Origin of the sequence: Bradyrhizobium sp. CCBAU 53340, from assembly GCF_015291645.1 — a bacterium.
GTDB lineage: Bacteria > Pseudomonadota > Alphaproteobacteria > Rhizobiales > Xanthobacteraceae > Bradyrhizobium.
Genome location: NZ_CP030055.1, coordinates 589,392 through 616,354, shown reverse-complemented (window position 1 = coordinate 616,354; position 26,963 = coordinate 589,392). Strand labels below are relative to the sequence as shown.

The 26,963-nt window shown below is 62.7% G+C and carries 22 protein-coding genes and 1 tRNA gene; 8 read left to right on the top strand and 15 right to left on the bottom strand.

The features are described 5' to 3' along the window. Window positions 1-2: 2 nt before the first annotated feature. The 3 genes from XH89_RS02835 to XH89_RS02825 form a co-directional block, all read right to left on the bottom strand. Window positions 3-722, bottom strand: coding sequence for a polysaccharide deacetylase family protein (locus XH89_RS02835; RefSeq protein ID WP_194465626.1), 720 nt, complete (start codon window positions 720-722; stop codon window positions 3-5). Between the two features lie 130 nt (window positions 723-852). Next, a complete protein-coding gene (locus XH89_RS02830) occupies window positions 853-1,854 on the bottom strand; it encodes a homoserine O-succinyltransferase (RefSeq protein WP_194465625.1) in 1,002 nt (333 codons plus the stop codon). A 12-nt stretch (window positions 1,855-1,866) separates the two neighbouring features. Next, entirely contained in the window at window positions 1,867-3,168 is a 1,302-nt protein-coding gene (locus XH89_RS02825) for an O-acetylhomoserine aminocarboxypropyltransferase/cysteine synthase family protein (RefSeq protein ID WP_194465624.1), read from the bottom strand. Between the two features lie 741 nt (window positions 3,169-3,909). Between XH89_RS02825 and XH89_RS02820 the strand changes: the two genes are divergently transcribed. Then, window positions 3,910-5,211, top strand: coding sequence for a TadE/TadG family type IV pilus assembly protein (locus XH89_RS02820; RefSeq protein WP_194465623.1), 1,302 nt, complete (start codon window positions 3,910-3,912; stop codon window positions 5,209-5,211). A 52-nt stretch (window positions 5,212-5,263) separates the two neighbouring features. Here XH89_RS02820 and XH89_RS02815 read toward each other — a convergent pair whose 3' ends face one another. Next, a complete protein-coding gene (locus XH89_RS02815) occupies window positions 5,264-6,820 on the bottom strand; it encodes an amidase family protein (protein WP_194465622.1) in 1,557 nt (518 codons plus the stop codon). 197 nt (window positions 6,821-7,017) lie between these two features. After that, complete coding sequence (locus tag XH89_RS02810) at window positions 7,018-8,139, bottom strand: hypothetical protein (protein ID WP_194465621.1); 1,122 nt, start codon at window positions 8,137-8,139, stop codon at window positions 7,018-7,020. 266 nt (window positions 8,140-8,405) lie between these two features. Here XH89_RS02810 and XH89_RS02805 point away from each other — a divergent pair, with 266 nt between their 5' ends. Further along, the gene (locus XH89_RS02805; RefSeq protein WP_194465620.1) at window positions 8,406-9,404 is read left to right on the top strand and encodes a LysR substrate-binding domain-containing protein; all 999 of its coding nucleotides are present in this window, start codon (window positions 8,406-8,408) and stop codon (window positions 9,402-9,404) included. Between the two features lie 37 nt (window positions 9,405-9,441). On the opposite strand, the gene XH89_RS02800 is transcribed toward XH89_RS02805, so the two are convergent. The 3 genes from XH89_RS02800 to XH89_RS02790 all read right to left on the bottom strand — a co-directional run bounded on the left by XH89_RS02800 (window position 9,442) and on the right by XH89_RS02790 (window position 13,005). Further along, window positions 9,442-10,914: a carboxylesterase/lipase family protein gene (locus XH89_RS02800; protein WP_194465619.1), complete on the bottom strand. Its 1,473-nt coding sequence runs from the start codon at window positions 10,912-10,914 to the stop codon at window positions 9,442-9,444. Window positions 10,915-10,954: 40 nt separating this feature from the next. Next, on the bottom strand, window positions 10,955-12,262 hold the full coding sequence (locus XH89_RS02795) for an MFS transporter (protein WP_194465618.1): 1,308 nt from the start codon (window positions 12,260-12,262) through the stop codon (window positions 10,955-10,957). Window positions 12,263-12,438: 176 nt separating this feature from the next. After that, window positions 12,439-13,005, bottom strand: coding sequence for a TetR/AcrR family transcriptional regulator (locus XH89_RS02790; protein WP_194465617.1), 567 nt, complete (start codon window positions 13,003-13,005; stop codon window positions 12,439-12,441). 176 nt (window positions 13,006-13,181) lie between these two features. Between XH89_RS02790 and XH89_RS02785 the strand changes: the two genes are divergently transcribed. Genes XH89_RS02785 through XH89_RS02775 form a run of 3 tightly spaced genes read left to right on the top strand, consistent with a single transcriptional unit; the run spans window position 13,182 to window position 16,209 of the window. Then, complete coding sequence (locus XH89_RS02785) at window positions 13,182-14,180, top strand: HlyD family secretion protein (protein WP_194465616.1); 999 nt, start codon at window positions 13,182-13,184, stop codon at window positions 14,178-14,180. Next, on the top strand, window positions 14,177-15,088 hold the full coding sequence (locus XH89_RS02780) for an ABC transporter ATP-binding protein (RefSeq protein WP_194465615.1): 912 nt from the start codon (window positions 14,177-14,179) through the stop codon (window positions 15,086-15,088). The genes XH89_RS02785 and XH89_RS02780 overlap by 4 nt, the downstream gene beginning before the upstream one ends. Then, window positions 15,085-16,209, top strand: a complete 1,125-nt coding sequence (locus tag XH89_RS02775; protein ID WP_194465614.1) for an ABC transporter permease — start codon at window positions 15,085-15,087, stop codon at window positions 16,207-16,209. The genes XH89_RS02780 and XH89_RS02775 overlap by 4 nt, the downstream gene beginning before the upstream one ends. Here XH89_RS02775 and XH89_RS02770 read toward each other — a convergent pair. Next, a complete protein-coding gene (locus tag XH89_RS02770) occupies window positions 16,206-16,832 on the bottom strand; it encodes a DUF2306 domain-containing protein (RefSeq protein ID WP_194465613.1) in 627 nt (208 codons plus the stop codon). The genes XH89_RS02775 and XH89_RS02770 overlap by 4 nt on opposite strands. Window positions 16,833-17,667: 835 nt before the next feature. Here XH89_RS02770 and XH89_RS02765 point away from each other — a divergent pair. Next, a complete protein-coding gene (locus tag XH89_RS02765) occupies window positions 17,668-18,372 on the top strand; it encodes a DUF6065 family protein (protein ID WP_194465612.1) in 705 nt (234 codons plus the stop codon). Here XH89_RS02765 and XH89_RS02760 read toward each other — a convergent pair. Both XH89_RS02760 and XH89_RS02755 read right to left on the bottom strand, forming a co-directional pair. Then, complete coding sequence (locus XH89_RS02760) at window positions 18,369-19,154, bottom strand: tetratricopeptide repeat protein (RefSeq protein ID WP_194468350.1); 786 nt, start codon at window positions 19,152-19,154, stop codon at window positions 18,369-18,371. The two genes, XH89_RS02765 and XH89_RS02760, sit on opposite strands and share 4 nt — an antisense overlap. A gap of 279 nt (window positions 19,155-19,433) precedes the next feature. Further along, window positions 19,434-19,523 (bottom strand) — tRNA-Ser (locus tag XH89_RS02755). Window positions 19,524-19,718: 195 nt separating this feature from the next. Here XH89_RS02755 and XH89_RS02750 point away from each other — a divergent pair. Beyond that, window positions 19,719-20,060, top strand: coding sequence for a hypothetical protein (locus XH89_RS02750; RefSeq protein WP_194465611.1), 342 nt, complete (start codon window positions 19,719-19,721; stop codon window positions 20,058-20,060). Window positions 20,061-20,102: 42 nt separating this feature from the next. On the opposite strand, the gene XH89_RS02745 is transcribed toward XH89_RS02750, so the two are convergent. The 3 genes from XH89_RS02745 to XH89_RS02735 form a co-directional block, all read right to left on the bottom strand. After that, window positions 20,103-21,566: a trehalose-6-phosphate synthase gene (locus tag XH89_RS02745; protein WP_194465610.1), complete on the bottom strand. Its 1,464-nt coding sequence runs from the start codon at window positions 21,564-21,566 to the stop codon at window positions 20,103-20,105. A 238-nt stretch (window positions 21,567-21,804) separates the two neighbouring features. Beyond that, on the bottom strand, window positions 21,805-22,626 hold the full coding sequence (otsB, locus tag XH89_RS02740; RefSeq protein WP_194465609.1) for a trehalose-phosphatase: 822 nt from the start codon (window positions 22,624-22,626) through the stop codon (window positions 21,805-21,807). Between the two features lie 3 nt (window positions 22,627-22,629). Beyond that, window positions 22,630-24,117, bottom strand: a complete 1,488-nt coding sequence (locus tag XH89_RS02735) for an MFS transporter (RefSeq protein ID WP_194465608.1) — start codon at window positions 24,115-24,117, stop codon at window positions 22,630-22,632. Between the two features lie 132 nt (window positions 24,118-24,249). Here XH89_RS02735 and XH89_RS02730 point away from each other — a divergent pair, with 132 nt between their 5' ends. After that, window positions 24,250-24,621 carry a DUF3175 domain-containing protein gene (locus tag XH89_RS02730; RefSeq protein ID WP_194465607.1) on the top strand — a complete coding sequence of 124 codons (372 nt, stop codon included), beginning with the start codon at window positions 24,250-24,252 and terminating at the stop codon, window positions 24,619-24,621. Window positions 24,622-24,819: 198 nt separating this feature from the next. Here XH89_RS02730 and XH89_RS02725 read toward each other — a convergent pair whose 3' ends face one another. Further along, window positions 24,820-26,853: a methyl-accepting chemotaxis protein gene (locus XH89_RS02725; RefSeq protein WP_194465606.1), complete on the bottom strand. Its 2,034-nt coding sequence runs from the start codon at window positions 26,851-26,853 to the stop codon at window positions 24,820-24,822. Window positions 26,854-26,963 lie beyond the last annotated feature (110 nt).

Sequence of the window (26,963 nt, the reverse complement as noted above, 5' to 3'; positions counted from 1 at the left end):
ACTTACGCTCCGATCCGGCGCAAGGCTTCGGCGACCGTCACGACCGGCATGTTGCGCTTCTCCGCCGCCTGCAGCGCGTGGCGCAGCAGGGCCGGCGTGCAGCCATAGGGGCTGGGCGCATCGACGACGTCGTGGCCATAGAAGATCAGCCAGCCCCCGCTTGTGACGGCCTCGTCGAAATAGCGGTCGATACCATCAGTATCAATCTCGCAATCGACCAGCGGCGAGGCGCGCAGGAACTGGAGATCGATGACGTCGCGGTTGACGCCAGGAAGGATACCGCGCGACGAGCGGAAGTTTTGCGCGAGCTGCGGTTTGCGCCAGACCGAGGCAAGGCCATAGGGGTAGGCGAAATTTTCAAGCCGGATCGAGGAATCGACGCCAAGAAAATAGCTGCGGTTCCGCTCGATCTCGCGCGCCATCGCGCTCTCATCAAGGTCGACTGCGCGCAGATGCGAAAACGTATGGCAACCGATCTCGTGACCAGCGCGATGCAGCCGAATGATCGCGTCGTTCGACAGGCCGTGCCAGTGGTCTCCAGGCTGATCGATCAGGCTGCCGGCGATATAGAACGTGCCGCGCCCGTCATGCGCTTCCAACAGCGCAGCGCCCTCGCCTGCTGCACTGTCCGGCGCATCATCGAAGGTAAAGCTGACCATCGGCGCATGCGTCGGCAAGCGATGCGGCGCGGCGTGGAAATGCCGGGCCAGTCGATTGCTCAAGCGTCCGTTGAGGTCCGGCAGCAAGGGTGCATTCCCTGTGATTCCACGTTTCTCTACAGAAACATTTGCGCGTGGTCCGAGGCAAGCTTAACACCAGGGTAATCCTAACGGGGAACCCTGGGGTTCTCGATTAGCGCGCGAGCAGCGGAGCATCCGTATCCGCCCCAAGATGTTGCAGCCAATTGCGGAAAAGCGCCGCGGCGGCGGTGCCTGCGGCGATATCGGCGCGCAAGGTCAGCGCAGGCAGATCGTTGGTCAGCGCCGGATGACGCTGGTGCCTCGCCCGCTTCTCGAAACGAGCGAGCTTCTCCTCCGTCGCCGCGTCAAAATAGCTCACGGGGAGAGCCGGATAGACCTCGCGCTCGTGCGCGAGGTAGCGACCGATGTCGCGCAGATATTCGCGCTGGAGGGAGAGCGCGTCATATTCGGGATGACCCTGGAAGAACACGAAGCGACTGGCATATTGCCGCGTGAAGACGTCGACACCGGCCCGAGCCGACCGGGTCAGCACCTGATAACCCGCTTGCGCGAGATCGCGCTCGGTGACTTCGTTCAGTCGCGAATGCGAGATCTTGAGCGGTGCAGGCGCGTCGCGCGTCAGCGAATCGCGGTTCACAGCCTCGCAATCGAAGATGCCGTGACATTTGGCCGGAAGGCGCTGTCGTTCGACATGGTCGAGGTGCAGCACTGCCGCATGGGCAGCGAGACATGACCAGATCGTCGAGCGGGTGTTGACCTTGGCCCAGTCGATCAGCTCGGTGAGGTCGCGCCAGTATGGTTCCTGATCGAGCTCGGGCGCCACCGGCTCGGCGCCGGTCACGATCAGCCCGTCGAATGACTGCCGCCTGAGATCGGAGAGATCGGAATATTCGCTCTCCACATGCCACTTCGCTTCCGGCGAGCGTTTCACCGACGGCAGCGAAAAGCAATGGAAGCGGATGCGGCGCGGTCCCGCGGCGGCCTGCAGCAGCTTCATGAACTGCCGTTCGGTCGCCTTCAGCGCCGTATCCGGCATGTTATTGATCAGACCGATGGTCAACTCGGCGCCGGCATGATCGCGCGCGGGGTCGCCCTCGGCGGGCACCAGCGCCGGGCTCGCGATACCTTGATCCCTGGCGATCAAGACGCTCATCTGTCCGATTGCCTACTCCGCGGCCTGAAGACGCGCGGCCGGACAGGCTTTTTCCAGCGCCTGATCGATGTCTTCGATGATATCGGCGGCATGCTCGATACCGATCGAGAGGCGGATGGTCTCCGGCAGCACGCCGGCTGTGCGCTGCTGCTCCGCCGACATCTGCCGATGCGTGGTCGAAGCCGGATGGCAGGCCAGCGACTTGGCGTCACCGATGTTGACGAGACGCGTGATCAGCTTCAGCGCGTCATAGAAGGTCTTGCCGGCCTCCATGCCGCCTTTGATGCCGAAGGTGAACAGCGAGGACGCATTGCCGTCGAGATATTTCTGGACCAGCGGATAATAGGGGCTGTCCGGAAATCCGGTGTAGTTGACCCAGGCGACACGTGGATCGGTCCGAAGGAATTCGGCGACCTTGCGGGCATTCTCGACGTGGCGCTCCATGCGCAGCGCTACGGTCTCGATGCCCTGAAGCAGCAGGAACGCATTGAACGGCGACAGCACCGAACCCATGGTGCGCTGATAGACGCTGCGCGCGCGCTCGATATAGGCGGTCCGGCCAAAGCGCTCGGCATAGACGAGGCCGTGGTAGGAGGCGTCCGGCTTGTTATAGGCCGGGAAGCGGTCGGCGTATTTGGCCCAGGGAAAGTTTCCGGAATCGACGATGGCGCCGCCGAGCGTGGTGCCGTGACCGCCCAAAAACTTGGTCAGCGAATGCACTGCGATGTCGGCGCCGTAGTCGAACGGCTTGAGCAGAATGGGTGTCGCGACCGTATTGTCAACGATCAGCGGCACCCCATGCACATGCGCGATCTTCGCCAGCGCCTCGATGTCGCAGACATTGCCGGCGGGATTGCCGATCGTCTCGGCGAACACCGCGCGGGTGTTCTCGTCGATCAGCCTTGCGACCGCATCAGGCGCGTCGCTCTCGGCAAAGCGTCCGGTGATGCCCTGCCGCGGCAGGATATGGGAGAGCAGCGTGTGCGTGGTGCCGTAGAGCTGCGGCACGGAGACGATATTGCCGCCGTGGTCGGCGACGTTGACGAAAGCGAAATGCAGCGCGGCCTGGCCGGTTGCAACAGCAAGTGCGCCGACGCCGCCTTCGAGCTGGGCGATGCGCTTCTCCAGCACGGCGCTGGTCGGATTGGCGATGCGGCTGTAGCGGAAACCCTCGGCCTCGAGATTGAAGAGCGCTGCGCCATGATCAGCGCTGTCGAAGGCGTAGGCTGCGGTCTGGTAGATCGGCACGGCAACCGCGTGCGTGGTGGCTTCGGGCTCGTAGCCGGCGTGAATAGCGATCGTCTCGTTGCGCATCGTACCACCTCCGCGTGGGACGCGGGCCGCACTTATTGGCCTGTACGAGGCATGTGCGTTGTCCGCCGTCCCTCTGTTAGAGGCGGGCGGTAAAGCGGACAATAATTCGCTTAGAGATCGAGGAAGTAACCCTAATGGTTGTTGGTGAATTGGCCAAAATTTGAGTTAAATTGGATTAATGAGTTGATCCGCTCCGAACCGGCGGTCGCGGGTCCCTTCACCCTGCGCTGATGCGTGCCTCATCCATTGAGACAACAGTGGGTCCACCGTCGGGTCGCGTTTTCGCAGCAACCGCCGTCTTAGGATAAAGCTAAGCCGCAGCGCTGCGCCTGGAATCCGTCACGAGCGCGCCGGAAGCGGACGCTTCGACGCACTGGCCCGGCGACACCGCAAATGCGATCGCTCTGCTTTCCAATGGAAGAGGCGGGCATCATCTTCCGCGGAAAGAACAACGATCGCGCAGTTCATTCAGCGCGTCCTACTTACTGCAAGTTGATGCACCATCGCGCAGCGCGGCATCCGCGCACTCGAGAGCAGATGCGGCGCGCCAAACATCGTCCTCCGGAGTTCTACGGAGATCAGCGACGTTGTTGCACAAAACACCTATTTTCATAGGACTCTCGATGCAGCGTCGACATCGCCAGCAACGCAGGGACACGCTTACTCACATCGCGATCAACCGTTGCGTAAGTTCCATTCGACTAGACTTGCGCGTTGTTTTTCGCTCAAGGATAGGCTCGTTTGATCGTTACCACCGGGAATACTCATCGCCTGCTCGCGCGTTTCTTCTTCGATCGCCGTGGCAATATCGCCGTCATCTTCGCTCTCGCGCTGCTACCGTTGCTGTCCTTCGTCGGCGCCGCCGTCGACTATTCCCTGGCTGCGCGGGCAAGAGCGAAGCTCGCCGCTGCGCTCGACACCGCCGTGCTGGTCGCGACCGCCAAGAGCGAGATCACCAGGAGCACCTCGGCAGCGCAGAGCGATGCGCTGAACACGTTCAACGGCCAGATGTCCGCGCTGGGCATGAGCTCCAGCTCCATAACCATCAACGTCGTCGACAGCGTCACGACCCGAACCGCCACGGGAACGGCGACGGCGACTGTGCCGACGTACTTCATGGGGATTCTCGGCTACAAGACCATGGGAATTTCGGCCACTTCGACCGCCGCGGCTTCCCTGCCGGCCTACATCGACTTCTACGTGCTGCTCGACAACTCGCCGTCGCAGGGGCTGGCCGCGACCACGACGGGTATGACAGCGCTGCAGAACGCCACCTCCGACAGTTGCGCCTTCGCCTGTCACGACATCTATACTTCGAGTTCGAAGAAGACCGTCCAGACCAACAGCTATTACTCGATCGCGAAGAATCTCGGGATCAAGATGCGAATCGACCTGGTGCGCGACGCGACGCAGTCGCTGACCGACACCGCCACCGCCAGCCAGCTCGTCAGCAACCAGTACCGGATGGCGGTCTACACCATGGGCAGCGATTGCAGCTCGATCGGACTGACCACGATATCGGCCCTGACGTCGAGCCTGTCCTCGGTGAAGACCGCGGTTTCCGCCGTCGACCTGATGACGATCCCCTACACCAACTACAACAGTGACATGTGCACCGACTTCGACGGCATCCTGTCGTCGATGAATACGACGATCCCCACGCCCGGCGATGGCTCCTCCTCCTCGCCGCAGAAGTGGCTATTCTTCGTCTCTGACGGTGTTGCCGACTACTACTATCCCTCGAGCTGCAGCAAAACCGTGATCTCGCCAGGACGATGCCAGGAGCCGCTGACGACGACGATCTGCGACACCATCAAGGCGCGCGGCGTCAAGATCGCGGTGCTCTACACGACCTATCTCGCGATCACCAACAACGGCTGGTACAACACCTACATCGCGCCATGGCGCAGCTCGATCGGGACCACGATGCAGTCCTGCGCGACCTCCGGATATTATTACGAAGTCTCCAGCGATTCGAGCATCAGCGACGCGCTGAATGCGTTGTTTCAGAAGGCGATCGCCGCCTCGCATCTGACGAATTGATCCCATGCATCATCGGGGCTTCGCGCCGGCGCGCGGAGCCCCGAGAGCAGCCTCAGACCATCGTTTCCCACAACCGGTGGGCCAGCACGCCGACGCGCTTTTCGATCGCAGCAGCAGCGTCCAGCGCGAGATCCTCACGGTAGCGGCCCGCGATCAGCTGCACGCCGATCGGCTTGCCGTCATGCACGGCCACGGGGACAACGGCGCCGGGCAGGCCCAGCACGTTGATCGCGGAGATGAAGCGGATCTCGCCCCAGAAGACTTCCTGCACGCGCGCAGCGCTGACGGTGTCCTCGCGCGGACCCGGCGTCGGCTTTACCGTGGTCGGCGCCAGCACCACCGGGTACTGCTCGAAGAACAATTGCCAGGCGCGGATGTGACCGTTGCGCGCCGCCGTCGCCTGCATCCAGGCCTTGAGATCGAGCACGTTGGCCTTGGCCTTCATGCCGCTCCACGCCTTGTGAAAATCCTCGGATGTGACCTCCAGCATGGCGGCTTCCTGCATCACCACGGTCTCGTTGGTGATGATGTCGCACCAGGTCTGCCAAACGCCGTTGATGTCGGGCACCTCGACCTCGCTGACGCGATAGCCGGAACGCTCGAGATGATCGGCGGCCTGGCGAAGGGCCGCCCTGACCGCCGGATCGACCGTCATGTCTTGCGGAATCTTGGCCAGCGCGACCTTGATCGGCCCCTTCGGCTTCGGGCCGGTCAGCGGCGCAGGGACCCACCAGGGATCGCGCGGATCGCGCTGGCTCATGACTTCAAGCGCCAGCCGGACGTCGGCGACGTGGCGGGCGAGCGGCCCCTGCGCCGACATCAGATGTGCCAGCATCGGCCGCTCCGCCGTCGCGCTGGCGTTGAAGGCGGGAATACGTCCCTGCGTCGGCTTGATGGTGGCGACGCCATTGCAATGTGCCGGCCAGCGCAGCGAGCCGCCGATGTCATTGCCATGCGCGATCGTGCCGATGCCGGCGGCGACCGCCGACCCCGCACCGCCCGAGGAGCCGCCGCAGGTAATATCAGGGTCCCAGGGATTGAGCGTCAGGCCATGCAGCGGATTGTCGGTGAAGCCGCGAAACGAGAATTCCGGCGTGTTGGTGAGGCCGATGACGATCGCGCCGGATTTCTTCAGGTTGCGGACCACAGGCGAATCCGACGGCGCGATGAGATGCTTGTTGGCGGGAACGCCGTTGAAATTCGGCCGGCCCTCGTAGTCGACGTTCTCCTTGATGGTCACGGGCACGCCGTGCAGGGGACCGAGTTCACCGCCCCTGGCGCGCTGCTTGTCCGCCGCATGGGCCGTCTTCAGTGCTTCCTCCCCGAGGTCGACGACAACCGCGTTTAGCCGGGGATTGACGGCATGCATTCGCGCCAGATGCGCCTCGACGGTCTCCACCGCCGAGATTGCGCCGGAGCGGATTGCAGCCGCAGTCTCCACCGCCGACCATTGCCAGGCCGGCCCCTTGGGGCGGCGCGATCCGGCTGATTTTCGCGCCGGCGGCATTGTCGTCCTGGCGACGGCCGCCTTACGGACCTGGCTCTTCTTGCCCGAGGTCCTCGCAGACTTGTTCGAAACGTTTTTCTTCTTTGCAGTCTTCTTCGCCACGTCCCATCTCCTGACATTACGTGGCGAAAGTTACGAAGGACGCGCGACCCTGTACAGGTGCGAATCTGCATGGCGCGCGACCCTCGGTAGCTTGCATCACCAGGGCGACCTCGGCATCTGCAGCCACTCGGCGTCTCCTGAATTGTCATGATGCCGCGCGTCAGGCGGCATCATTGACTTGCTGGCGGCAAGCGAAGCTAGAACTTCATGGTAATGCCGCTGTACAAGCTCGATTCAGTGCAGGTGTTGTTGCGCACTCCCGGCGATGTCGTGCAGAGCTTGCTGACATTGTGATCGAGACCGTATTTGTTCTGCCAGTAGCGGTAGGCCACCCAGACATCGACATAGTGCGAGAATTTCGGCCCCCACATCGCCTTGGAGGCGTCGAAGGTCAGACGGATCGGCTCGGAGTTGAGGGAGACCTTCGTCATGGAATTGGCCGGCGCCGCAACGGGCAGCGGATTATAGGGCAGCGGGCTGTTCTCCGGGCCGAGCGCGCCAAGCAACTGCGCGCGACCGCTGATGGAGAAATAGCGCACGCTCACGGGCAGGAAGCCGAGATCCATGTAGTAATTCGTCTCGATCGCCCAGGTCGGCTGATACCGTCGATTGCCGTCCGGAAGACAGCTCACGCCGGGCACCGGAGGAGCAAAGCCGCCGCCGCACTGCAGGAAGCCCATGTGCGCCATGTAGATCCAGGTCGCGAGCGGCGCGACGTTGACGTAGCCCTTATAGGGAAGATCGAACTGGAATTGCAGACCGGCCGAGACGGCCTGCGCGGCCGCGGCCCGATAGTAGTTCGACGAGCTCAGGTCGAAACCTACCTCGAAGGAGATGTTGCGGAGCGGACCGACCGTGAAAGCCTTGGTGTCGAAAATCTCATTCCAGCCAAATGTCGAACGGCTCTGGCCGGTGAAGACGAGTGCACCCGCGCAATTGGCGGGCGTTGCGACACCGGTGGCTGGATTGAAGACAACGCCCGCGTTCGTGCAGGGGCTGGCGGGATCGTTATGGTCCGCCTTGAACATCGAGATGTTCAGGAAGTTCGTGCCGTACCGCCAGATGTCGAAATGCGTGAACGAATAGACCTGCATCGCGGTCGTGCTGTTGAGCGACCCATCCGGATTCCTGGAGAACACGCCGGGATCCGTCGCCTTGGGGATATACGAGAAGGTGACGCGGTCATCGATCAACGAAAAGAACGGCTGACTGGACGGCAACGGTTTGGCCTTGACAGGCAAATCCTCCGCAACAGCCGCCGCGTTTCCGAACGACGCAAAGGCCAGTGCGATCAATATCGGCTGTATATGACGCTTCATTTCCCCCTCCAATGTTCTCTACGCTCGGTCGAAGACACTCCAGACCGTTGCAGTCCGGCGCGTTTCCCCCTCGAACCGCCCCGTTCAATTCGGTGAAACAGCATAGGCAGTGGACGCGGGACAAAAAGTCCGGCAATCGGTACAGTCACGTTCCAGGATTGGAACGATGCTGCGCTTGGCTGAAGCGCTGCCGATGACGGAAGAGCGCTTTCGATCGTCTCATCGAAACAGGGCTTCCTGTCTGAGGCCTCCGCGGGGGATCACCTATGGGAACAGTCGATGACCTGACGCTCCTTGTCGAAATCATCGAGGCCGGCAGCCTGTCGGCTGCGAGCCGCAAGACCGGTATTCCGAAGTCGAGCCTCAGCAGAAGAATCGGTGACCTCGAAAGCCAGCTCGGCGTCCATCTCGTCCATCGCGGCCCGCGAAACTTTTCGCCGACTGAAATCGGCCTCTCGATCTACGAGCGCGGCCAGAAGATCAGGGAAGAGCTGGTCGCCATCAAGGCGCTCGCCGAGGACCGTACCAACCGGCCGTCCGGCATGCTGCGCATCTCCTGCCCCGCTGTCCTCTCCGAGATTCTGGTCACCGATTTCGCCATCCAGTTTGCCGAGACGTATCCGGATGTGCGCCTCACTCTGGACAACACCAAGGGAACGTTCGACCCGAAGATCGATCACTACGACCTCGCGATCCATCCCGTGCGCGAGGATCTGGCGGATTCCGAATTGATCTGCCAGAAACTCGCGACAACGCCTTACCGGCTGGTCGCGGCACCCGACTTGATGGCGCGCATCGGCCCATGCACAAGACCCGCCGACCTCGAGGGTCTGCGGGGCATCGGCTGGGGCGCCGATGGCTTCATGGCGCGTTGGCGGCTGCTCGGCGCGAACGATGAGACGACCGAGATCAACCTCAAGCTCACCTTTTCCGCCAACAACCTCAACATCATTCGCCAGGCCGCGCTGCGCGGCCTCGGCCTCGCGCGACTGCCGATGCCGATGTGCGACGCCGATCTGCTCGATGGCAGGCTCGTTCTGCCGCTTCCCGACTGGTCACCGCCACCGGTGACATTCTATGCGCTCTATCCCTCGCGCCGGTCTCTGACAGTCGCCGGCAAGTTATTCCTCACCGGTCTCGCCAAATTTCTTCAGGACAGGCTGCGGTCATCCGATGGTCGGCACCAATCGGGTTCGACGCCGGCCGCAAAGCCCAAATCGCAACGCGCTTCCAGGAAGCGCGGGCACAGTTCGGTCAAGCGTTGAGAGGCCTCGCGGCCGTTCCTGGCGCGATAATCACCCGTCAGGCGATGTAACGCGATGGGGCGATGCGACGATCAAAATGCAGGACCGTTTGATCCGCTGTGTAAGCGGGCCATTGGGGGAGACCGCGAGCGTTCGGGTCCCCTGCAGCCGCAAACGCGGCGATCGAGCCTCTGAAGAGCCGGCTCAGGTCCTGCACCTCGCGCCGGTCCGCACCTTTGACCATCGCAGCCCCTTGCCAGGCGTCGAAATTGCCGAACACGAACGGAAGATCGATACAATGGCAGGCACCCAGTCCAGGAACGGGCGCCTGCCAGTCGAACAAATAGGTGAACACCTTTCGACCGAGGCTGGACTGGATAGCGGCGATCTCCAGACTCTGCCGCGTAAACATCCGCTCGCTGTAAAAGTCGCCCAGGAGCATGCGAGGTGTCGCGGGCACGCGTGCGGAACGCAGCCTTTCCAGCGTCGCGCTTGCGTCACCTTCACCGTGGGATCGAATCAAGTCCTCCAGTGCTTCCTCGGACAAATCGTCGAGCGAGGGATTGGAGATCGAGAACGCGGCATATTCCTCGCGCGTCACCCCGATCATCATGTCGCACCAGCGCGCTCCGCCCATGCGAATGGATTCGATGGGATCGCATTGCACGAGCGCATCATCCAGAACCGGCATGAAGGGCGGCGTGATGTCTCCCGGGCTCGCCGGTGGCCGCCTTTGCAGCGCGCGCAAGCCCTCGAGGGCGCGATCGATCGGGATCGTTCGCAGCTTGTCGACCTCGTCGGCGGCGATCCCGAGGACATCGAGGATCGCATTTGCGACCGGTCGCGACTGTTCGACCGTACGCAGCTTGATGCCGACAGGCGCACTCATCAGGATCGCCCGTTGAAACAGACTCGATCCGGCCTCGGTACCGGCAAAGGCCGCGATGCTGAACGCGCCGGCCGATTGGCCGATCACCGTGATCCGCTGCGGATCTCCGCCGAACGCGCCGATGGCCTGCGCGATCCAGCGCAGCGCAGCGACCTGGTCGTGCAGGCCGAGGTTCAGTCCGCCAAGGCCGGGGTGCGGGAAGAAGCCGAGAATGCCGAGCCGATAGGAGACGTTGACGACGACGAGACCGTTCTCCTTCGCAAGAATGGCTCCGTCGTAGCAAGGCAGCGATCCGCCTCCGGTCATGAAGGCGCCGCCATGAATGAAGACCAGGACCGGCGCGTTATCTCCCGTCGTATGACTGGTCCAGATATCCAGATGGAGACAATCCTCGCTTTGCTCGACGTCGTAGGTCCCCATCACCATATCGAGACGCGATGGATTTTGCGGAGGAACCGTCCCGGACGCGATGGCATCGCGAACACCTGCCCAACGCGGCACCGCTGACGGCATCTCAAAGCGCAACCGGCCGACGGGCGCTTCCGCATACGGAACTCTCCGAAACGCCGTCACGCCCTCCGATCTCGCGCCGCGCAGCCGACCAAACGGCGTTTCCAGCTCAACATGCTCCACAGCAGTCATTCCCGTCTCCAACAACGCTCTTCCCGAACCCAACGCTGCATCATGCCCGCGTCGCCGTCCGCAAGTGCGGAAGCAGCGCAAGGATCGCAAGCAGCGCAGGAATTGTAGCCGCAAGCACGATCGCCTTCGGCGCCACGCCCATCGAGACCAGCAAGCCTGCGACTGCGGGCCCAACGATCGATCCGGTGCGGCCGGCGGCAGCCGAGAAGCCGACCCCATGGGTGCGAAGCGCTTCGGGATAGATCGCTACCGCGAGAGCGGACTGACCGACACTGCATGAGATCAAACCCGCGCCCGTTCCGGCAATCAGCAACCACACGCCGACCGGGATCATATCGTGCGTCGCAAGCCCCGCCGCAGAGATGACCCCAAGGACCACCGTCGACAACAGGATACGCGCAATCGGAAGCCGGCTCACGAGCAGCATCACAAGGATGTTGGTGACCAGCCCGCCGGCGCTGAAGAAGCTGATGCCAAGCTGGGCGTATTCAGGCGAGAAACCGAACTTGATGAGCAGCGTCGGCAGCCAAAACACCAGCGCATAACCGTCGGCAAAGATCAGGAAGGAGAATATCCAGAGACTGATGGTCCTCGTCGCGGGACCAGTGCCGAGCAGATCTCCGATCAGCCTGAGACCGCCCGGGCGCATGTCGCGTTGATTCGCCAGCACCAGATCGCGCGCGGCGGTTGGCCTCGGCAACCAGAGCTGGAGGACGAGCGAGAGCGCGAGCGGCAGGGCACCGCCGATAATGAAGATCGACTGCCAACCCAGATGCGCGGTCAGGACCGCGCCCAGCACACCGCCCAGGATGCCGCCGGCTGCGAGCCCGGTCCCGACAATGACGGCAGCCGTCTCCTTCAGTCTTGGCGGACATTGCGACGTCGCAATGGCAATCGCCGATGGCAAGGCTACGCCGAGTCCGATCGCCGTGATCAGGCGCAGCGCCGCAAGCTGCCCTACCGAACTCGCAAGCGGCGTTGCCAGCGAGAGGGCGCCGAACGCCGCCACGCTTGCGATCAGGACAGGACGCGGCTGCCAGCGGCTGGATAGCGGCCCCGACGCCAGATAGCCGAGAACCGCGCCGACGCTCGTCAGCACAAAGGCAGGCGTGAGCGCTGCCGGCGGCACTGTGAAGTGGACTGCGATCGCGGGAGCCGCGACGCCGATCGAACTGGTATCAAGCCCGTCGAGCAGCACCGCGACGAAACTGAGCGCGATCGCGATCCAGGCCGATCTCGATGCGCGTTCAATGGACGTGCTCCCGGGGCGCGCCTTGATGTCGACGACGCCGGAGCCGCATCCTTCGCCGACGCTTGCTTGCGAATTTGCTTGCGCTGCGTTCGTCACCCTTTTGCCCTCCGCACAAATCCGGTTGCGGAAAAACTCAAGGGATTTCCAGATTCCTGTCCAGCTCCAGGAATGGGATGCTCGGTTCTATAATTGAGACGCGGGGGGTATGACGTTCGGAATGTCGCCCCAACAATGCCAGCGCCAAACGGGTGCAGAGCGCAGAAACAGGGAAACTAAGCTTTGTTACCCGAGGGCCGACAACCGTTGACGAACAGGCGGATGGCCAAGCGCAGCCGCTGGTCCTCGTCCTCGGCGCTCTCGCGCATGCCGAGCAGCGCAAGGCGTTGCGGAATGCCGATCACAGAAATGAAAAACTGCTCCATCATCAGCTGCGGCTGCCGAAGCTCGATATCGCCGCGGTCGGCATAAAACCGCAGGACGTGTCCGACCAAGGCGAACGCGCGTTCCCGGTTGCGTTCGACAAAGCGTTTCGCCACCTCCGGGAATTGCGGCGCAGACGAGACGAAAAGACGATGCAACGCGATCGCCTCCGGCTGCATCGCCATCGCGATCAGCTTCTGCCCGAATTCATACAGGCCGCGTTCCACGCCATGGCGCGACGGCTCGATGCCGTGCAAGGTATCTTCCAGCCTGCCGACGAAGCTTTGCTCAACGGCAGCGATGAACAGCTCGGCCTTGTCGCCATAGCGTGCGTAAATGAAGCGCTTCGCGACGCCCGCCTGCTTGGCGATTTCTTCGACCGATACCGCCTCGAAACCGCGTTCCAGAAACAGCCGCATCGCGGTTGCCAGCAAGGTTCCAAGCCGTCGTTCGGCTTCCTCGCGCGTCGGGCGCCCACCAGGGCCACGTTTGAATTCTGCGATCTCTGTCATCTCAGCCGTGCCACCGGACTTGCCATATCACAGTTTCGGACTATAATGCAACGCATCCGTTTCGTTGCAAAGAGTTCGAAGTGATGCCGATGCGCGGTCGAACGATCATATTGGCTGTCGTCTCGATGGCCGCCGCGATTGGGATTGCCGCCGTCTACTATCCGCGAGCCCCGGCGCGCACCGCCTGGCAAGGCTACGCAGAGGCCGATTACGTCAAGATCGGCCCGACCCAGCAGGGGCTCCTGACCGCCGTGAACGTCGTCCGCGGCGGCGAGGTCGAGGTCGGGACAAAGCTGTTTGCGCAGGACGAAACGGCGGATCGCGCAGCGCGCGACCAGGCTGCGCGGCAACTCCAGCAAGCCAAGGACCAACTCGCCAATCTCGAATCGGAGAGCAAGCCGACCGAGATCGATCAGGCGGAAGCCAATCTTACCGACGCGCGCGCGACCGTTGAGCGCACCAAGGTCGATCTCGAACGGGCCCTGACGCTGGTCAAGGATGGTGCCGTCACGATGCAGACGCTGGATCAACGTCGGGCGGACTTCAGGTCGGCGACCGCACGCGTCGCCGCGATGGAGGCGGCGCTGGCGCAGGCCCGCGCACCGATGGGCCGCGCGGGAGAGATCAAGGCGCAACGCGCTGGCGTCGAAGCGGCCCAGGCCGCGCTCGAAATGGCAGAGTGGCGGCTGTCGCAGCGCGACGTGAGCTCACCGGTGGCGGGCCGCGTGGCCGATGTGCTGGCGCGTCCCGGCGAAACCATGGGCGCCGGCGCACCGGTGGTCTCGCTATTGCCGCCCGGCAATATTTTCGTGCGCTTTTTTGTACCCGAGGTCGAGCTCGGGCGCATTCATCGCGGCGACCCGGTCAGGCTCGATTGCGACGGATGCCGGCCGGGCATCGCTGCGACCATCTCGTTTGTCTCGCCGCAGGCCGAATATACCCCGCCGGTGATCTACAGCGAGGAGAGCCGCGCCAAGCTCGTCTACCTGATCGAGGCGCGGCCGAGCCCTGGAGAAGCAGCGCTGTTCAATCCCGGCCAGCCCGTCTCGGTCTCGCTTGCGGCGGAGGGAGCGCAGCCATGACCGACGCCATCATCGATGTCCACGATCTGCACAAGAGTTTTGGCGCGCGCCATGTGGTCGACGGGCTGACGCTCCAGGTCGCGCAAGGCGAGATCTGCGGTTTCCTCGGGGCCAATGGCAGCGGCAAGACCACGACCATTCGGTTGCTGTGTGGCCTTCTTATTCCAGATAGCGGGGCCGGCACCTGCCTTGGGCTCGATATCCGCAAGGACGGACCGGCCATCCGTCGCCAGACCGGCTACATGACCCAGAAATTCTCCTATTACGAGGACCTGACCGTCAGGGAGAATCTGGAACTGGGCGCCGGCGTCTACGAGATGGCTGACGGCGATCAAGCGGTTGATACCATCATCAAGCGGATGGGCCTTGCGGGCTACGAGAGCCAGCTCGCCGGATACTTGTCCGGCGGCTGGAAACAGCGGCTCGCGCTCGCGGCTTGCGTGCTGCATCGGCCCAAATTGCTGCTGCTGGACGAACCCACGGCCGGTGTCGACGCCAATGCACGCCGCGAGTTCTGGGACCTCATTCATGACATGGCCGGCGAAGGCCTGACGGTCCTGGTTTCCACCCACTACATGGACGAAGCCGAACGCTGCAACCGCATCGTCTATCTCGCGGACGGTCGCATCGTGGTGCATGGCACTGCAGATGACGTCGTCCGCAGCTCGGGAATTGTCGTCTTCGAGACCATGGGCGAAGGCATCGACGAGGTCGCGCGCCGCATCCGGCGCATGAGGGGTGTCGAAGCCGCCGCAGTATTCGGGCGTGCCTTGCGGGTTGCTGGCGTCGACCGCGCAGCGCTGGAACAGGCCGCGCGCGCCTTCCCGGCCTTCGACTGGCACGACGCCGAGCCGCGCCTGGAGGATGTCTTCATCCACCAACTTGCGGTCAGGGAGGCGGCTCAATGAGCAACTTCTCCCTCAAGCGGCTTTATTCCCTGCTGGGCAAGGAATGGATTCAGGTGCGGCGGGATCGCATGACGTTGCGTCTGATCATCGCGCTGCCGATCATGCAGCTCTTCCTGTTCGGATACGCCATCAACACCAACCCGAAGCATTTGCCGACCGGGCTCCTGCTCGCCGAGCCGTCGAAATACGAACGGACGATCGTTACCGCGCTGCAGAACACCGGCTACTACGATGTCAAGCTGTTCTCGTCCGAAGCCCAGGCCGAACGGGCGCTCGCGACTGGCGAAGCCCTGTTCACGATCAACGTGCCGGCAAACTTCGACCGTTCAGTCGATCGCGGAGAAGAACCGCAGATCCTGATCGACGCCGACGCGACTGATCCGACCGCCATCGGCAATGCAACCGCAGCGCTTTCGGCCGTCGTCAGCGACATCAATCGCGACCTGCCGTCGATCCGTCAAACTCCGACGACGGCGCCGCCGTTCCAGTTCGTGGTGCACGCCCGCTACAATCCGGAGCAGCTCACGGTTCTCAACGTCGTGCCGGGATTGATCTGCATCGTGCTGACCATGTCAACGCTGCTGATTACGACGCTTTCCATCACACGGGAGCGCGAGCGCGGCACGATGGAGAACCTGATGGCTATGCCCGTGCGGCCGATCGAAATCATGATTGCCAAGATCGTTCCCTACGTCGTTATCGGCTACGTCCAGGCGCTGTTGATCCTTGTCATCTCCTCGCTCGCGTTCCAGCTCCCGATCCGCGGCTCGGTCGTGCTGCTGTTGCTTGCCCTGGGCCTGTTCATCGCCAGCAATCTTGCGCTTGGGCTGACCTTTTCGACGATCGCCACGAGTCAGATGCAGGCACAGCAGCTTGCGCAATTCACACTGCTGCCGTCCTTCATGCTGTCCGGGTTCATGTTTCCGTTTCAGGGCATGCCACGATGGGCGCAATGGCTGGGCGAGATTTTTCCGACGACCCATGCCATCCGCATCGTGCGCGGCGTGCTGCTCAAGGGCAACGGCGCGACTACGATCGCGCCGGAGCTTTGGCCGATCGCGCTGTTCACACTGTGCGTGATCGCAGCGGCCGTCTGGTCCTACCGGGAAACATTGGACTAGACCGTAGGCTCATAAGCGGACGCAGGCCCCGATGACTGAGAACGCCACCGCGCTTCTTGCATCGAATACAGCGCGACGATTAGGACATTGGGTATCCACGAAGTAAACGCCAGAACCGGCGACATGCTGGAGTAGCTGTCATAGCCCAACAGATAGCCGACTGGAATCTGCAAGCGAAGGACAACGGCTCCGAAGGTCATCGCATAGCTGAACCGCATGAGCAGCCGGTGCCACTCAAACTTTCTCCGTACTGCCGAGATCCAGGCAGCCGTGGTCGTTCCGACCCACAATAAAGCGAGAAGTCCGAAGCCGAGACCCGCGACCCATCCGCCCGAAGCAAACAGTGCCGTAGCCAACGCGCCTGCTCCACCCGTCACGCACGCCAGGACGTAAAGCCGACCTGACCATCGATGCCACGTCGGATGGCGCTCGCGTAGCCCCGGGTAAAACTGGAGCGGACCGAGGGTCAATGCGACAGGGGCGATGAGCATATGGATCAGAGCTGGTAGTGGCGCCTGCAATATGACCGCCTTGATCTTTGGATCGATACTGACCCACACGTTTCCCAGCGCGCCGTAGTATCGCAAGGAATACGCGGCGACGACTGTGGCGAGCACGATCATGGCGCCTCGTCCAATTTGGGAGATGTATCGCTTTTCCATCTGGCCCCACGCCCCTGCAGTTGATCTTCGTCAGGATGTCGCTTGACCGACGGAATTTTTCCGACCGGTTGAGCGGCACAATGATCGAGTCATTCGGATGGACAAGGATCGAGGGACAACCGGCCCGGCAAAAGGGATGAAGGAACGAGTGGTGGGACGACCGGCGGCTCTATCGTGATGAAAGCGACAGCATCTGGACTGGAGCTGGCAGATCTGGACAAGTGTGGGGACTAGAACGGACTAGAACCCGGACCTTGGCGTTGGAGAGAGTGGTAACGAACCCCGTTCCCGTACCTTGCCTTTGGCAATGAGCGAGGGAAAGCCGTCACCAGGTCGGAAACCGCGAGGCCGGAGCGGGAGCGACTAGACGGCTCGCGCGTTCTCGCCCGAAGGGTTGCCTCGACGGCTTGGGGCGGCACGCCCCTAAAACGAGTGGGCTCCGCTCACGCCGACGAAAAGTGTAGGCAGCAAAAGCAGGGTCGACGCCGCCGGCCTTAGGGTCCGAAGCAGAATGCGCCGGCAGGAGAGCAACGCAGCAGCCGGCCGGAGCTCAACTACTCGAAACTTCAGACGGGTACTTATAGGCCGTTCGCGATGTCCGCTTCGACCTAATACCGCCCGCCTTTGCGCAACCGCAGCAAGGTCGCGATGGCCACAACCAGACATCGCCGAGGAGGCGGAGATCGCCATTGCGCCCAAAGGTTTGAAGCAAGACGCTCAGCGCGCACTCTGGTATCATTCGTTCCAGAGTGGGAGTTTGCTAGCCCAATAAGAGGAGGGAGGATAACCTCGCACGATGTCCGAAGATAAGCTGACAATAAAATTCCGCTGCCCCCGGGCGCTTGAAGGTTTGCTGCCGAATCCTGTTCCCGCGAGCCTCGGCCTTCCCGGCTGGCTCAAAGCGATGCCGACAAAGGCCTTCAGCGCGCTAAATCTCCAGGAAGAGCAGACCGTAAAGCGCTGTCCACCCTTCGTCGACGCTATGACAAGCGGCTTTCTCATTCCGCTGATCTGCGATTTGCGGGTGGAGGATGGCCAGATTACATGGGACAACGACTTGCCGACAGGCGAGATCAATTTTCCACGCTCGCCGATTAGCTTCCATGATCCTGGCCAGGTTACGGGCACGCCGCTGTTCGACGAAGATCGCTTCGTTGTCAAGTTCCACAATCTCTGGACGATTGAAGCCCCGGCAGGCTACGCGCTCTACTTCACGCACCCCATCAACCGGTTCGACCTGCCTTTCACGACGCTCAGCGGTATCGTCGATTGTGACCGTTACATCGACAACTGGATCCATTTTCCCGCGAACTGGCATGATACGAACTTCCACGGCGTGCTTCCGAAGGGAACGCCGATAGCCCAGTGCATTCCTGTTAGGCGGGAGAGTTGGACAAGCGAGGTGTCAGCCTTCACCGCGGAAGACACACGCCGGATGCATGAGTTGCAGGACACACTCCGACGCGAGCCGGATTTGTACCGACGGCAGTTCAGGGTCTAGCTCTCGTTTCTCTCCAGGAAGCTCGCGGCCTCGCTCGGTCGGAAGAAGAAGCGGCCGTGAGACGTTGTGGCGAGCGTGAAGGCGACACGGCCCAGCATCTGGGGTCGGCCGCGCAGGATGGAGCGCAGCGCCGCTTCGCCGCGGTTGCGGTCCCCCATCTCGAGCAGGCATGTTGCGAGATTGGCGCGCGAAAGCAGGTCGTCAGGACGTAGGGCCAGTGCATGCCGATACGCCTCAGCGGCGCTGGAATAGTCTCCGTCAATGATCAGAACCCGACCGAGCTCAGTCAAGACGTCCGGCCGTCCTGGAGCGGCGTCGCGTGCGCGCACCAGCGCCGCGCGTGCCCTTGCGCTGTCATGGTTCTGGATCCACAAACGTCCGAGATCGAGGGTCAGCTCTATGCTATCGGGCGCCAGCGCGAGGCCTTCCTCAATAATGCTGATTGCTTCATCGAGATGTCCCGCCTTGGCGAGCTGCCCCGCCAGCTCCTGGAAAGCCGGGAGATAACAAGGCCGCCGGGCGACGGTTCGGCGCAACTGAAGGATGCCGTCCGCCTGCCGCCTCGCGGCGCAAAGTGCCGCGCCAAGCAAAGTCTCGATTTCCGCATCCCCGGTACGTCGCGCGGCCCGTTCCAGCGGTCCAACCGCTTCATCCGCGTGATCTTGCCCGATCAGGGCGTGTGCGAGGATGAGGACCGCATTGCGGTCCGTCCGGTTCGATTTCAGAACCTCGCTGGCCAGCTGCTTCGCCTGGCCGAATTGCTTCGCCCGCAACGCCAGCATGGCTTGCTGGAGCGTCTGAGCAAGGAAGTGAGTCGGTCGGCCTGTCACGACGTGGTCTCTAATCAGTTCTCGTCACCACAAGCCCGCGCACATTGCTGTTCGCAGGGCGGCAGACCGCCTCACGACCTTCCAGCCGAGGCAGGAAGCTAATAGCAAGCCCGGCCGCAGCTGGAAATACCAGCAAGCCCCCGGCAGCCATAGATAGGACGCCATTGACTACGCCGATGTGTACAGCGCCTCGGCGAGCCCTAAACTTTTGTAAATCCAGATCTTGAGGGCTGGCGGAGAGAGTGGGATTCGAACCCACGGTACGGTTTCCCGCACACACGCTTTCCAAGCGTGCGCCTTAAGCCACTCGGCCATCTCTCCGGAGCGCCCTCTCTTGAAGGGGCGCCGGTGATTTTGCAAGGGATCGCTGGGAAATCGGACGAATTTTCCGCAACGTATTGTATTTAAAAGGAAATCTCTCGTATACCGAAGCCGTCCGGAGCCGCAATTGGCTGAACCGGAAACGGGTTTGGCGCGACGATTCACCCGAAGACACCAAACATCACCGGGGACGCCATGACCATCCGCAAGACGATCGCCACACTGAGCCTGATTTTGCCCCTTGGCGCCGGCTTTACCGCGCCCGCCCAGGCCCAGGCCTGCACGCGCCAGGGCGTCGATGTGACCTGCGACGACGGCCGTCGCGGGGTGCTGTCGGGTGATACCATCCTCTGGCCGGACGGGACGCGCTCCAGTTCGACGCCACATCAAAGCGTGACCATCGGCAACAAGAGCTCGGTGCATATCGGGCCCGGCGTGTTCGTCGGCCAGGGCAAGGGCGTGGTGCCGATGGATGATCCGAATGCGCCGAACAAGCGGCAATGCGCGATCCTGGATGGGGTCTCGTATTGCTATTGAGGCTCCTCCCCCGAGCGAACGGGGAGAGGGAATAGGCCCCTCTCAGATCAGTCGCACTCCTGAAATCGCCGACTTCAGCCAGCGCAACGCCTGCGGCGGCTGCGCCGCGAGCGGGGCGGCGACGACCTTCTCGGTGCGGCACTTCTCCAGCTCGGCGACGAAATCCGACGACCATTGCTGGATGGTGTGACCGCGCAGCGTCTTCATCATCGCGTCCCAGCGCATCTTGCGCTCGGTGAGCGGCATCGCGGCGGCAATCGCGATCGCGCGGGCGATGCCGTCGATGTCATGCGGATTGACCAGCAGCGCCGTGTCGAGCTCGTTGGCGGCACCAGCGAATTTCGACAGCACCAGCACGCCGGGATCGGCCGGGTTTTGCGCGGCGACGTACTCCTTGGCGACGAGATTCATGCCGTCGTGCAACGGTGTCACCACGCCGACCTGCGCGGTGCGATAGAGGCCCGCAAGCACGGTCTGGCTAAAACCCTTGTTGAGATAGCGGATCGGCGTCCAGTCGACCTCGCCATGGCGGCCGTTCACGTCGGTGACGAGGCGCGCGACCTCGTTCTGGAGATTGCCGTAGGCCTCGATGCCGCCGCGCGAGGGGTTGGCGATCTGGAGCAGCGAGATGCTGCGCGCGAATTGCGGCTGCTCGGTCCAGAGCCGGTCGAACGCGCTGATACGATTGACCAGACCCTTGGAATAGTCGAGCCGGTCGACGCCAATCGCGAGCCGCTCGCCGTTCAGACTGCGGCGCAGGCGCGAGACGTCGGGATGCGAGGCCGATTTCGCGGCATAGGCCGCAAACTTCTCTGCGTCGACGCCGATCGGAAACACTTCGCAGCGGGTGCGGCCGTGCTGCGAAAACACGATGCCATCCTCGATGATGAGGCCGAGTTCGCCGCCGGCATAGCCGAGGAAGTTCTGGCAATCCGCCTCCGTCTGGAAGCCGAGCAGATCGTAAGCCAGCATCGCCGTGATCAACTCGCGATGATTGGGCACGCCCTGCATCACCGCAGCGACCGGCCAAGGCGTGTGCAGGAAGAAGCCGATGGGATCATCGACGCCGAGATCGCGCAGCTCAGCGCCGAGCGCGAGGAAATGATAATCCTGCACCCAGAACGCCGTCTTGGCCTTGCGGAATCGCATCAAGGCACGCGCCATGAACGCGTTGACCTCGCGATAGCTGACATAGTCCTCACGCGAAACGCGGATCAAATCGCTGCGCGAATGCAATGCCGGCCACAGCGCCGAATTGGCAAAGCCTTCGTAGTAGCCGCCGTAATGCGCAGCCGGCAGATCCAGCGTTGCGATCGCGCCCGAGCCAAGCGCTTCGATCTCTGCGAAAGGTTCCTTCTGATGACCGTCGCGCACGCGGCCGGAGGAGCCCACCCAGATAGCCCCCGAATGCTCCACCACGGGAAGCAACGCCGCAGCGAGACCGCCCGTCATGGGCTCATTGGGTTTACCGCGCGCAACTCGATTTGAAACGACGACTAAATTCACAGGTCGTCCCCTCCTGTTCATTCCACCCCGTTTAACTGCCGTTCATCAATATGGTTCCGGTCATCATTTCCACGAAATGAAACCAAAGTCGGGCGCGTGCGTTGGAACCAGTTTTCTTGAGAGGGAACCCCGGGATTTCGTTCAAGAAAAAGAGCGTTGGCGTCAGCTTCGCGCAACATCATTGGCGTCGGCCAGGCAGCGGACGCTGACGACAATGTGGCTCCGAGGTGACCGTGCCTTATTCCAACCTTGTATCGTCGAGCAGGCGCGCAAGGAACGCGCGTACATCGTTCGGCGCGTCGAAATGGCCGTTGACGCCGATCGCACGGCGACCGACCGAGAAAGAAAGGCCGTTCATGTCGGGCATGATCGCGAACACGGTTTCATCGGTGACATCGTCGCCGATGAAGATGGGACGACGCCCCTTGAAGGGCTCATGATTCATCAGCTGGCGTACGCCGGTTGCCTTGGTGAAACCGGAATGCTTGATCTCGCAGACGAACTTCCCAGGCAAGACCTCGATCGGCGCATTGGGCAGATCGGCCCGGATCAGCGAGACCGCCTCGTAGATCGCCTTCTCCGCGTGCGGTGCGAGGCGATAGTGCAGCGCCAGGGAATAGCCCTTGTCCTCGAGCAGAATCCCGGGGCTGAGCTTTGCGATCGCGGCCAGCCGCCGCTTCAGCTCCTTGTCCATCGGCGGCGCGTGGACGTCGTCGGCCTCGTTTCCTACCGAGAGGCGCATCTCCGCACCGTGCCCTGCGACGGCGCGAAACACATCGGGTGCAAAGATCAGGTCGATGTCGTTGAGCGAGCGACCGCTGACCATGGCCAGCGCACCCGACGTCCGCTCCGTCAGCCGGTTCAGCGTCTCCGAAAGACCCGGCGGCACCCACACCTCGCGCGGCGTCGGCATCAGGTCGAGCAGCGTGCCGTCGATGTCGAGCAGGATCGCAGTCTCGTTGAGATGCGGGACGAGCGCATGTGGCACCGGTACAGCATCGGGCGCTTCATCATCGAGCATGGGACGCTTCTGATCCAGTTCGGCGAGTTCCGATTTCATAGTCTACTCCATGGAAGCGAGCGGCCGCGCGATTTGTTCGAGCGATTTTCGTTCCGCGGAGATGGCATAGCGCCACGCCACGATCGCAGCCGCAATCATCAGGAAGGATCCCAGCAGGTAGCCGGCGAACACGCTGGCGCGTGACCCCGTATCGATGAGCGCGCCGAACAGCGCAGGACCGACGACGCCGCCGATGCCGGTGCCGACCGCATAGAATACCGCGATCGCCAGCGCACGGACCTCGAGCGGGAAGGTCTCGCTCACTGTGAGATAGGCGGCGCTTGCAGCGGGCGAGGCGAAGAAGAAGATCACCATCCAGGCGATGGTCTGCCCCTGCGCGCTCAGCACGCCGATCGAGAATAGATAGCCCGAAAGCGCCAGCAGCAGCCCGGAGATGCCATAGGTGAACATGATCATGGCGCGGCGGCCGAGGGTGTCGAACAGACGGCCGAGCAGCAAAGGGCCGAGGAAGTTGCCGGCGGCGAACGGCAACAGATACCAGCCGACATGATCGGCGCTGATGCCGTAGAAATCGGTCAGCACCAGCGCGAAAGTGAAGAAGATCGCGTTGTAGAAGAACGCCTGCGCCACCATCAGCACGAGGCCGACCAGCGCACGCTGACGATAAGCCGAGAAGAGGGTATTCACGACCTCGCCGATCGGCGTGTGATCGCGCATCTTCAGCCGCATCTTGGGGAAACTCTCGCGGCTTGTCTCCTGATCGTGCCCGATCACCGAGCGCTCGATGCCGTCGACGATCTCGTGCGCCTGGTCGGGGCGGCCATGGATCATCAGCCAGCGCGGGCTTTCCGGGATCCACATCCGCATCAACAGCACGACGAGGCCGATGGTCGCGCCGATGAGATAGGCGAGACGCCAGCCGAGATCGGGCCCCACCGAGGCAGGATCGAGCAGCACGATGGCTGCGACCGCGCCCATCGCCGCGCCGATCCAGAAGCTGCCGTTGATGACGAGATCGGTCCAGCCGCGGTAGCGCGCCGGCACCAGCTCCTGTATGGTCGAGTTGATCGCGGTGTATTCGCCGCCGATGCCGGCGCCGGTCAGGAAGCGAAACAGCGCGTAGCTTGCGATGTCCCACGACAAAGCGGTCGCCGCGGTGGCCGACAGATAGAGCGCCAGCGTAATGAAGAACAGCTTCTTTCGGCCGATGCGGTCAGTCAGCCAGCCGAATCCGAGCGCGCCGAGCACGGCGCCCGCAAGATAGGCGGAGTTCGCGACGCCGAGATCGAGATTGGAGAAATGCAGCGTCGGGCTCTGCTTCAGCGCGCCCGAGAGCGCGCCGGCGAGCGTCACTTCGAGTCCATCAAGGATCCAGGTAATGCCGAGCGCCAGCACGACGCGGGTGTGAAAGCCGCTCCAGGGCAGCGCGTCGAGCCGCGCGGGAATGCTGGTTTCGACAATGCGATCGGTCACGGCCGCCGCCGAAATCGCAGGTCCGTAATTCAGCGCTGGGCTCTGCTGCAATTCCATCGTGTTGCTGGGTCTTTTGGGGGTGCGGCGTTCCGCCTGCCACCCTGCGACAACGCTCGCGCGAAGGGCCGGTTCCCTTAGGAACGTCGGCAAATACCGACCGTTTTCGCTGGAGCCGCAAGGAGTTGACGCATGGCTCAGGTCAGAAAGACGACACATTCGCGCAAAACCGGCGCACGCAAGAAGACCAGCGCGCGACGCAGCATCGCGCGCAAAAGCAACAAGCGCGCCGCGCCAAAGCGCTGGTCGCAGCGTGTGACAAAGGAGAGCGACGCGCTTGACCTCAAGCGCGGTGTCTTCAAGCTCACCAGCCCGAAGCGGATCGCAGCCTCGCTGAAGCGCTCGGCCGAGCACAGCGCGCGCCGCAAGAGCGGCGCTTATCGCTCCGCGCTGTCGATGCTGACCTTCTACATCAACCGCGCCGGCAAGACGTTGCCAAAGACACAGCGCACGCGGCTGGAAAAGGCGAAGGTGGAACTAAGGCGCGCATTTGGGAAGGAGTAAGGTGCGCACTCCTTACTCCGCTGTCATCCCGGACAAGCGAAGCGTTGATCCGGGATCCATAACCACAGGACGGGGTTGAACGAAGACTCGGAGTTGCCCTGTCGCACCCAACTGCTCCCTGGAGTTATGGGTCCCCGCCTTCGCGAGGGCGACCAGAGAGTATGAGGCGCCAACGGAGCGTCTAAGCCGCGGCGGACGCTACGCCGCCCTGATATTCGCCATGAAGCGGTCGAGCTCGGCGCGCAGGCGGGTGCTTTCGGACGACAGCGTCTTGGCCGAGTGTAGCACCTCTTCCGAGGCCGAACCGGTCTCAGCGGCGCCGCGGTTGACCTGGCCGATATCGGTCGCCGCGGTCTGGGTGCCCTGGGCAACATTCTGAACGCTGCGGGCGATCTCCTGGGTCGCAGCACCTTGCTGCTCGACGGCGCTCGCAATCGAGGTCGAGATCGACGAGATCTTGCCGATGGTCGCACCGATCTCCTTGATCGCGACGACCGACTCCGCCGTCGCGCCCTGCATGCCCGCAATGTGCGAGGAAATCTCGTCGGTGGCTTTCGCGGTCTGGCTCGCCAGAGACTTAACCTCGCTCGCGACGACCGCAAAGCCGCGGCCGGCTTCACCCGCGCGCGCCGCCTCGATCGTGGCGTTCAGCGCCAGGAGATTGGTCTGCTCGGCGATCGCCGTGATCAGCTTGACCACCTCGCCGATCTGCTGGGCGGCGTGCGAGAGCTTTCCGATACGGCCATCGGTCTCCTTGGCCTGCACCACTGCGGCCTCGGCAATGCGGTTGGAGTCGCGGACCTGGCGGCCGATCTCCTCGACCGAGGCCGACAGCTCTTCGGTCGCGGTCGCAACCGACTGCATGTTGCTCGAGGCTTGCTCGGACACGCCGGCGACCTGGCTGGACAGGGTCTGCGTGGTCTCGGCGGTGCGGGTCAGTGTGGACGCTGAGGATTCAAGCTGCACGGCGGAAGCCGAGACGTTGGACACGATCGCACCAACAGCGCTTTCAAAATCATCGGCAAAGCGGATCAGCTCGCCGCGGCGACTTGCCGCCTGCTCCCTGTTCTGGGCTTCGCTGGCAGCGGCATCGCGCTCGGCCTTGGCAACGGCCTGGACCTTGAACTCCTCGACCGCGCCGGCCATCTCGCCGATCTCGTCCTTGCGCCCAAGGCCCGGCAGCACGACGTCGAAATTGCCGGAGGCAAGCTCCCGCATCGCCTTGCACATCGCAATCATCGGCCGCGAGATGCCATTGCCGAGCATCAGAGCCAGCGCGGCGCCGACGGCAAGACCACCCAGCGCCAGCATCAGCATCAGCCGCTCGGTTTCCCCAATCGTCACATTCGCACTCTCCTCGATACGCTGCTGATCGGCCGACAGATCCGACCGCAACTCGCCCGAGAGCTTGAGGATGGACGCAGCCGTCTTGGTCATCTCGCCGTTCAGCTTGACGATGACCTTCACATTCTCCGACAGCTTCGCAAAGGACGCACGATACTGCTTCAGCAGATTGCCGATCTCGGTGACACGGTCGGTGATCTTCTGGTCGTTGGCGTAGATCGAGACCAGCAACGTCTCCAGGAATTTGATGCGGGCGACGACGCCATCGGCCGTCTTCGGCTCCGGCTTGGCGACGAAAGCGCTGACCGAGGTGGAGACCGCGAGATATTGCGAGGTGATGTCCTTGGCCGTGGTCTGGACCGAGTTCAGACCGGCCAGCGCCGCAGTATCAGCGAGGTCGTCGAACTTGAAGCGGATCTTGTTGCCGACGCTGTTCAGCTCATCGGTTGCGATCTTGTTGTTCTCGCGGGTCAGCGTGATGATCTCGCTGAACACCTTTGTGAAGCGCTGGAACTCGGCTTCCAGCTTGCCGACCTCCTCGCGGCGCGCTGCGCCTGTCGTGGCGGACATCGACTTCGCAATCGCCGCCTTCAGATTCGCTTCGGCCGCCTTTGCCGCGGTCTCATCGTCCGCAGCTCCCGTCAGCGTGTAAGCCCGGGTCAGCCCCTGATAGCCAATCAATTCGCGATCGATGGTTCGCGCCAGGTCTGCTTCCGCCACGCTGGCCCGATAGGAGGCGACGGCACCCGCAATTCGCTCGAAGCCGAAATAGGCGAACGCCATGCTGACGGCGAGGATGGCGAGCACCGCCACAAAGCCGAGAATGATTTTTGCACTAAAACGCAAAGTGAAGAGCCTCAAAGAGCTCGGCTTCGACTTGACGGACATTGCCCCACCCCATTCCATTCGCGGAAAACCAGGCGCAGCCCGAGAGCAGCCCGCTCCCCGACTCACATGCACGGTAAGGGGCAAAGAATAAGCTGTGGTAAATTTGTGAC

Bases quoted from the DNA above. Each gene is read 5' to 3' on its own strand.
- XH89_RS02810 (WP_194465621.1), bottom strand. From the start codon at position 8,139: ATGAAGCGTCATATACAGCCGATATTGATCGCACTGGCCTTTGCGTCG.
- XH89_RS02785 (WP_194465616.1), top strand. From the start codon at position 13,182: ATGCCGATGCGCGGTCGAACGATCATATTGGCTGTCGTCTCGATGGCC.
- XH89_RS02765 (WP_194465612.1), top strand. From the start codon at position 17,668: ATGTCCGAAGATAAGCTGACAATAAAATTCCGCTGCCCCCGGGCGCTT.
- XH89_RS02800 (WP_194465619.1), bottom strand. From the start codon at position 10,914: ATGACTGCTGTGGAGCATGTTGAGCTGGAAACGCCGTTTGGTCGGCTG.
- XH89_RS02825 (WP_194465624.1), bottom strand. From the start codon at position 3,168: ATGCGCAACGAGACGATCGCTATTCACGCCGGCTACGAGCCCGAAGCC.
- XH89_RS02805 (WP_194465620.1), top strand. From the start codon at position 8,406: ATGGGAACAGTCGATGACCTGACGCTCCTTGTCGAAATCATCGAGGCC.
- XH89_RS02790 (WP_194465617.1), bottom strand. From the start codon at position 13,005: ATGCGGCTGTTTCTGGAACGCGGTTTCGAGGCGGTATCGGTCGAAGAA.
- XH89_RS02775 (WP_194465614.1), top strand. From the start codon at position 15,085: ATGAGCAACTTCTCCCTCAAGCGGCTTTATTCCCTGCTGGGCAAGGAA.
- XH89_RS02750 (WP_194465611.1), top strand. From the start codon at position 19,719: ATGACCATCCGCAAGACGATCGCCACACTGAGCCTGATTTTGCCCCTT.
- XH89_RS02730 (WP_194465607.1), top strand. From the start codon at position 24,250: ATGGCTCAGGTCAGAAAGACGACACATTCGCGCAAAACCGGCGCACGC.
- XH89_RS02780 (WP_194465615.1), top strand. From the start codon at position 14,177: ATGACCGACGCCATCATCGATGTCCACGATCTGCACAAGAGTTTTGGC.
- otsB (WP_194465609.1), bottom strand. From the start codon at position 22,626: ATGAAATCGGAACTCGCCGAACTGGATCAGAAGCGTCCCATGCTCGAT.
- XH89_RS02735 (WP_194465608.1), bottom strand. From the start codon at position 24,117: ATGGAATTGCAGCAGAGCCCAGCGCTGAATTACGGACCTGCGATTTCG.
- XH89_RS02830 (WP_194465625.1), bottom strand. From the start codon at position 1,854: ATGAGCGTCTTGATCGCCAGGGATCAAGGTATCGCGAGCCCGGCGCTG.
- XH89_RS02770 (WP_194465613.1), bottom strand. From the start codon at position 16,832: ATGATCGTGCTCGCCACAGTCGTCGCCGCGTATTCCTTGCGATACTAC.
- XH89_RS02760 (WP_194468350.1), bottom strand. From the start codon at position 19,154: ATGCTGGCGTTGCGGGCGAAGCAATTCGGCCAGGCGAAGCAGCTGGCC.
- XH89_RS02725 (WP_194465606.1), bottom strand. From the start codon at position 26,853: ATGTCCGTCAAGTCGAAGCCGAGCTCTTTGAGGCTCTTCACTTTGCGT.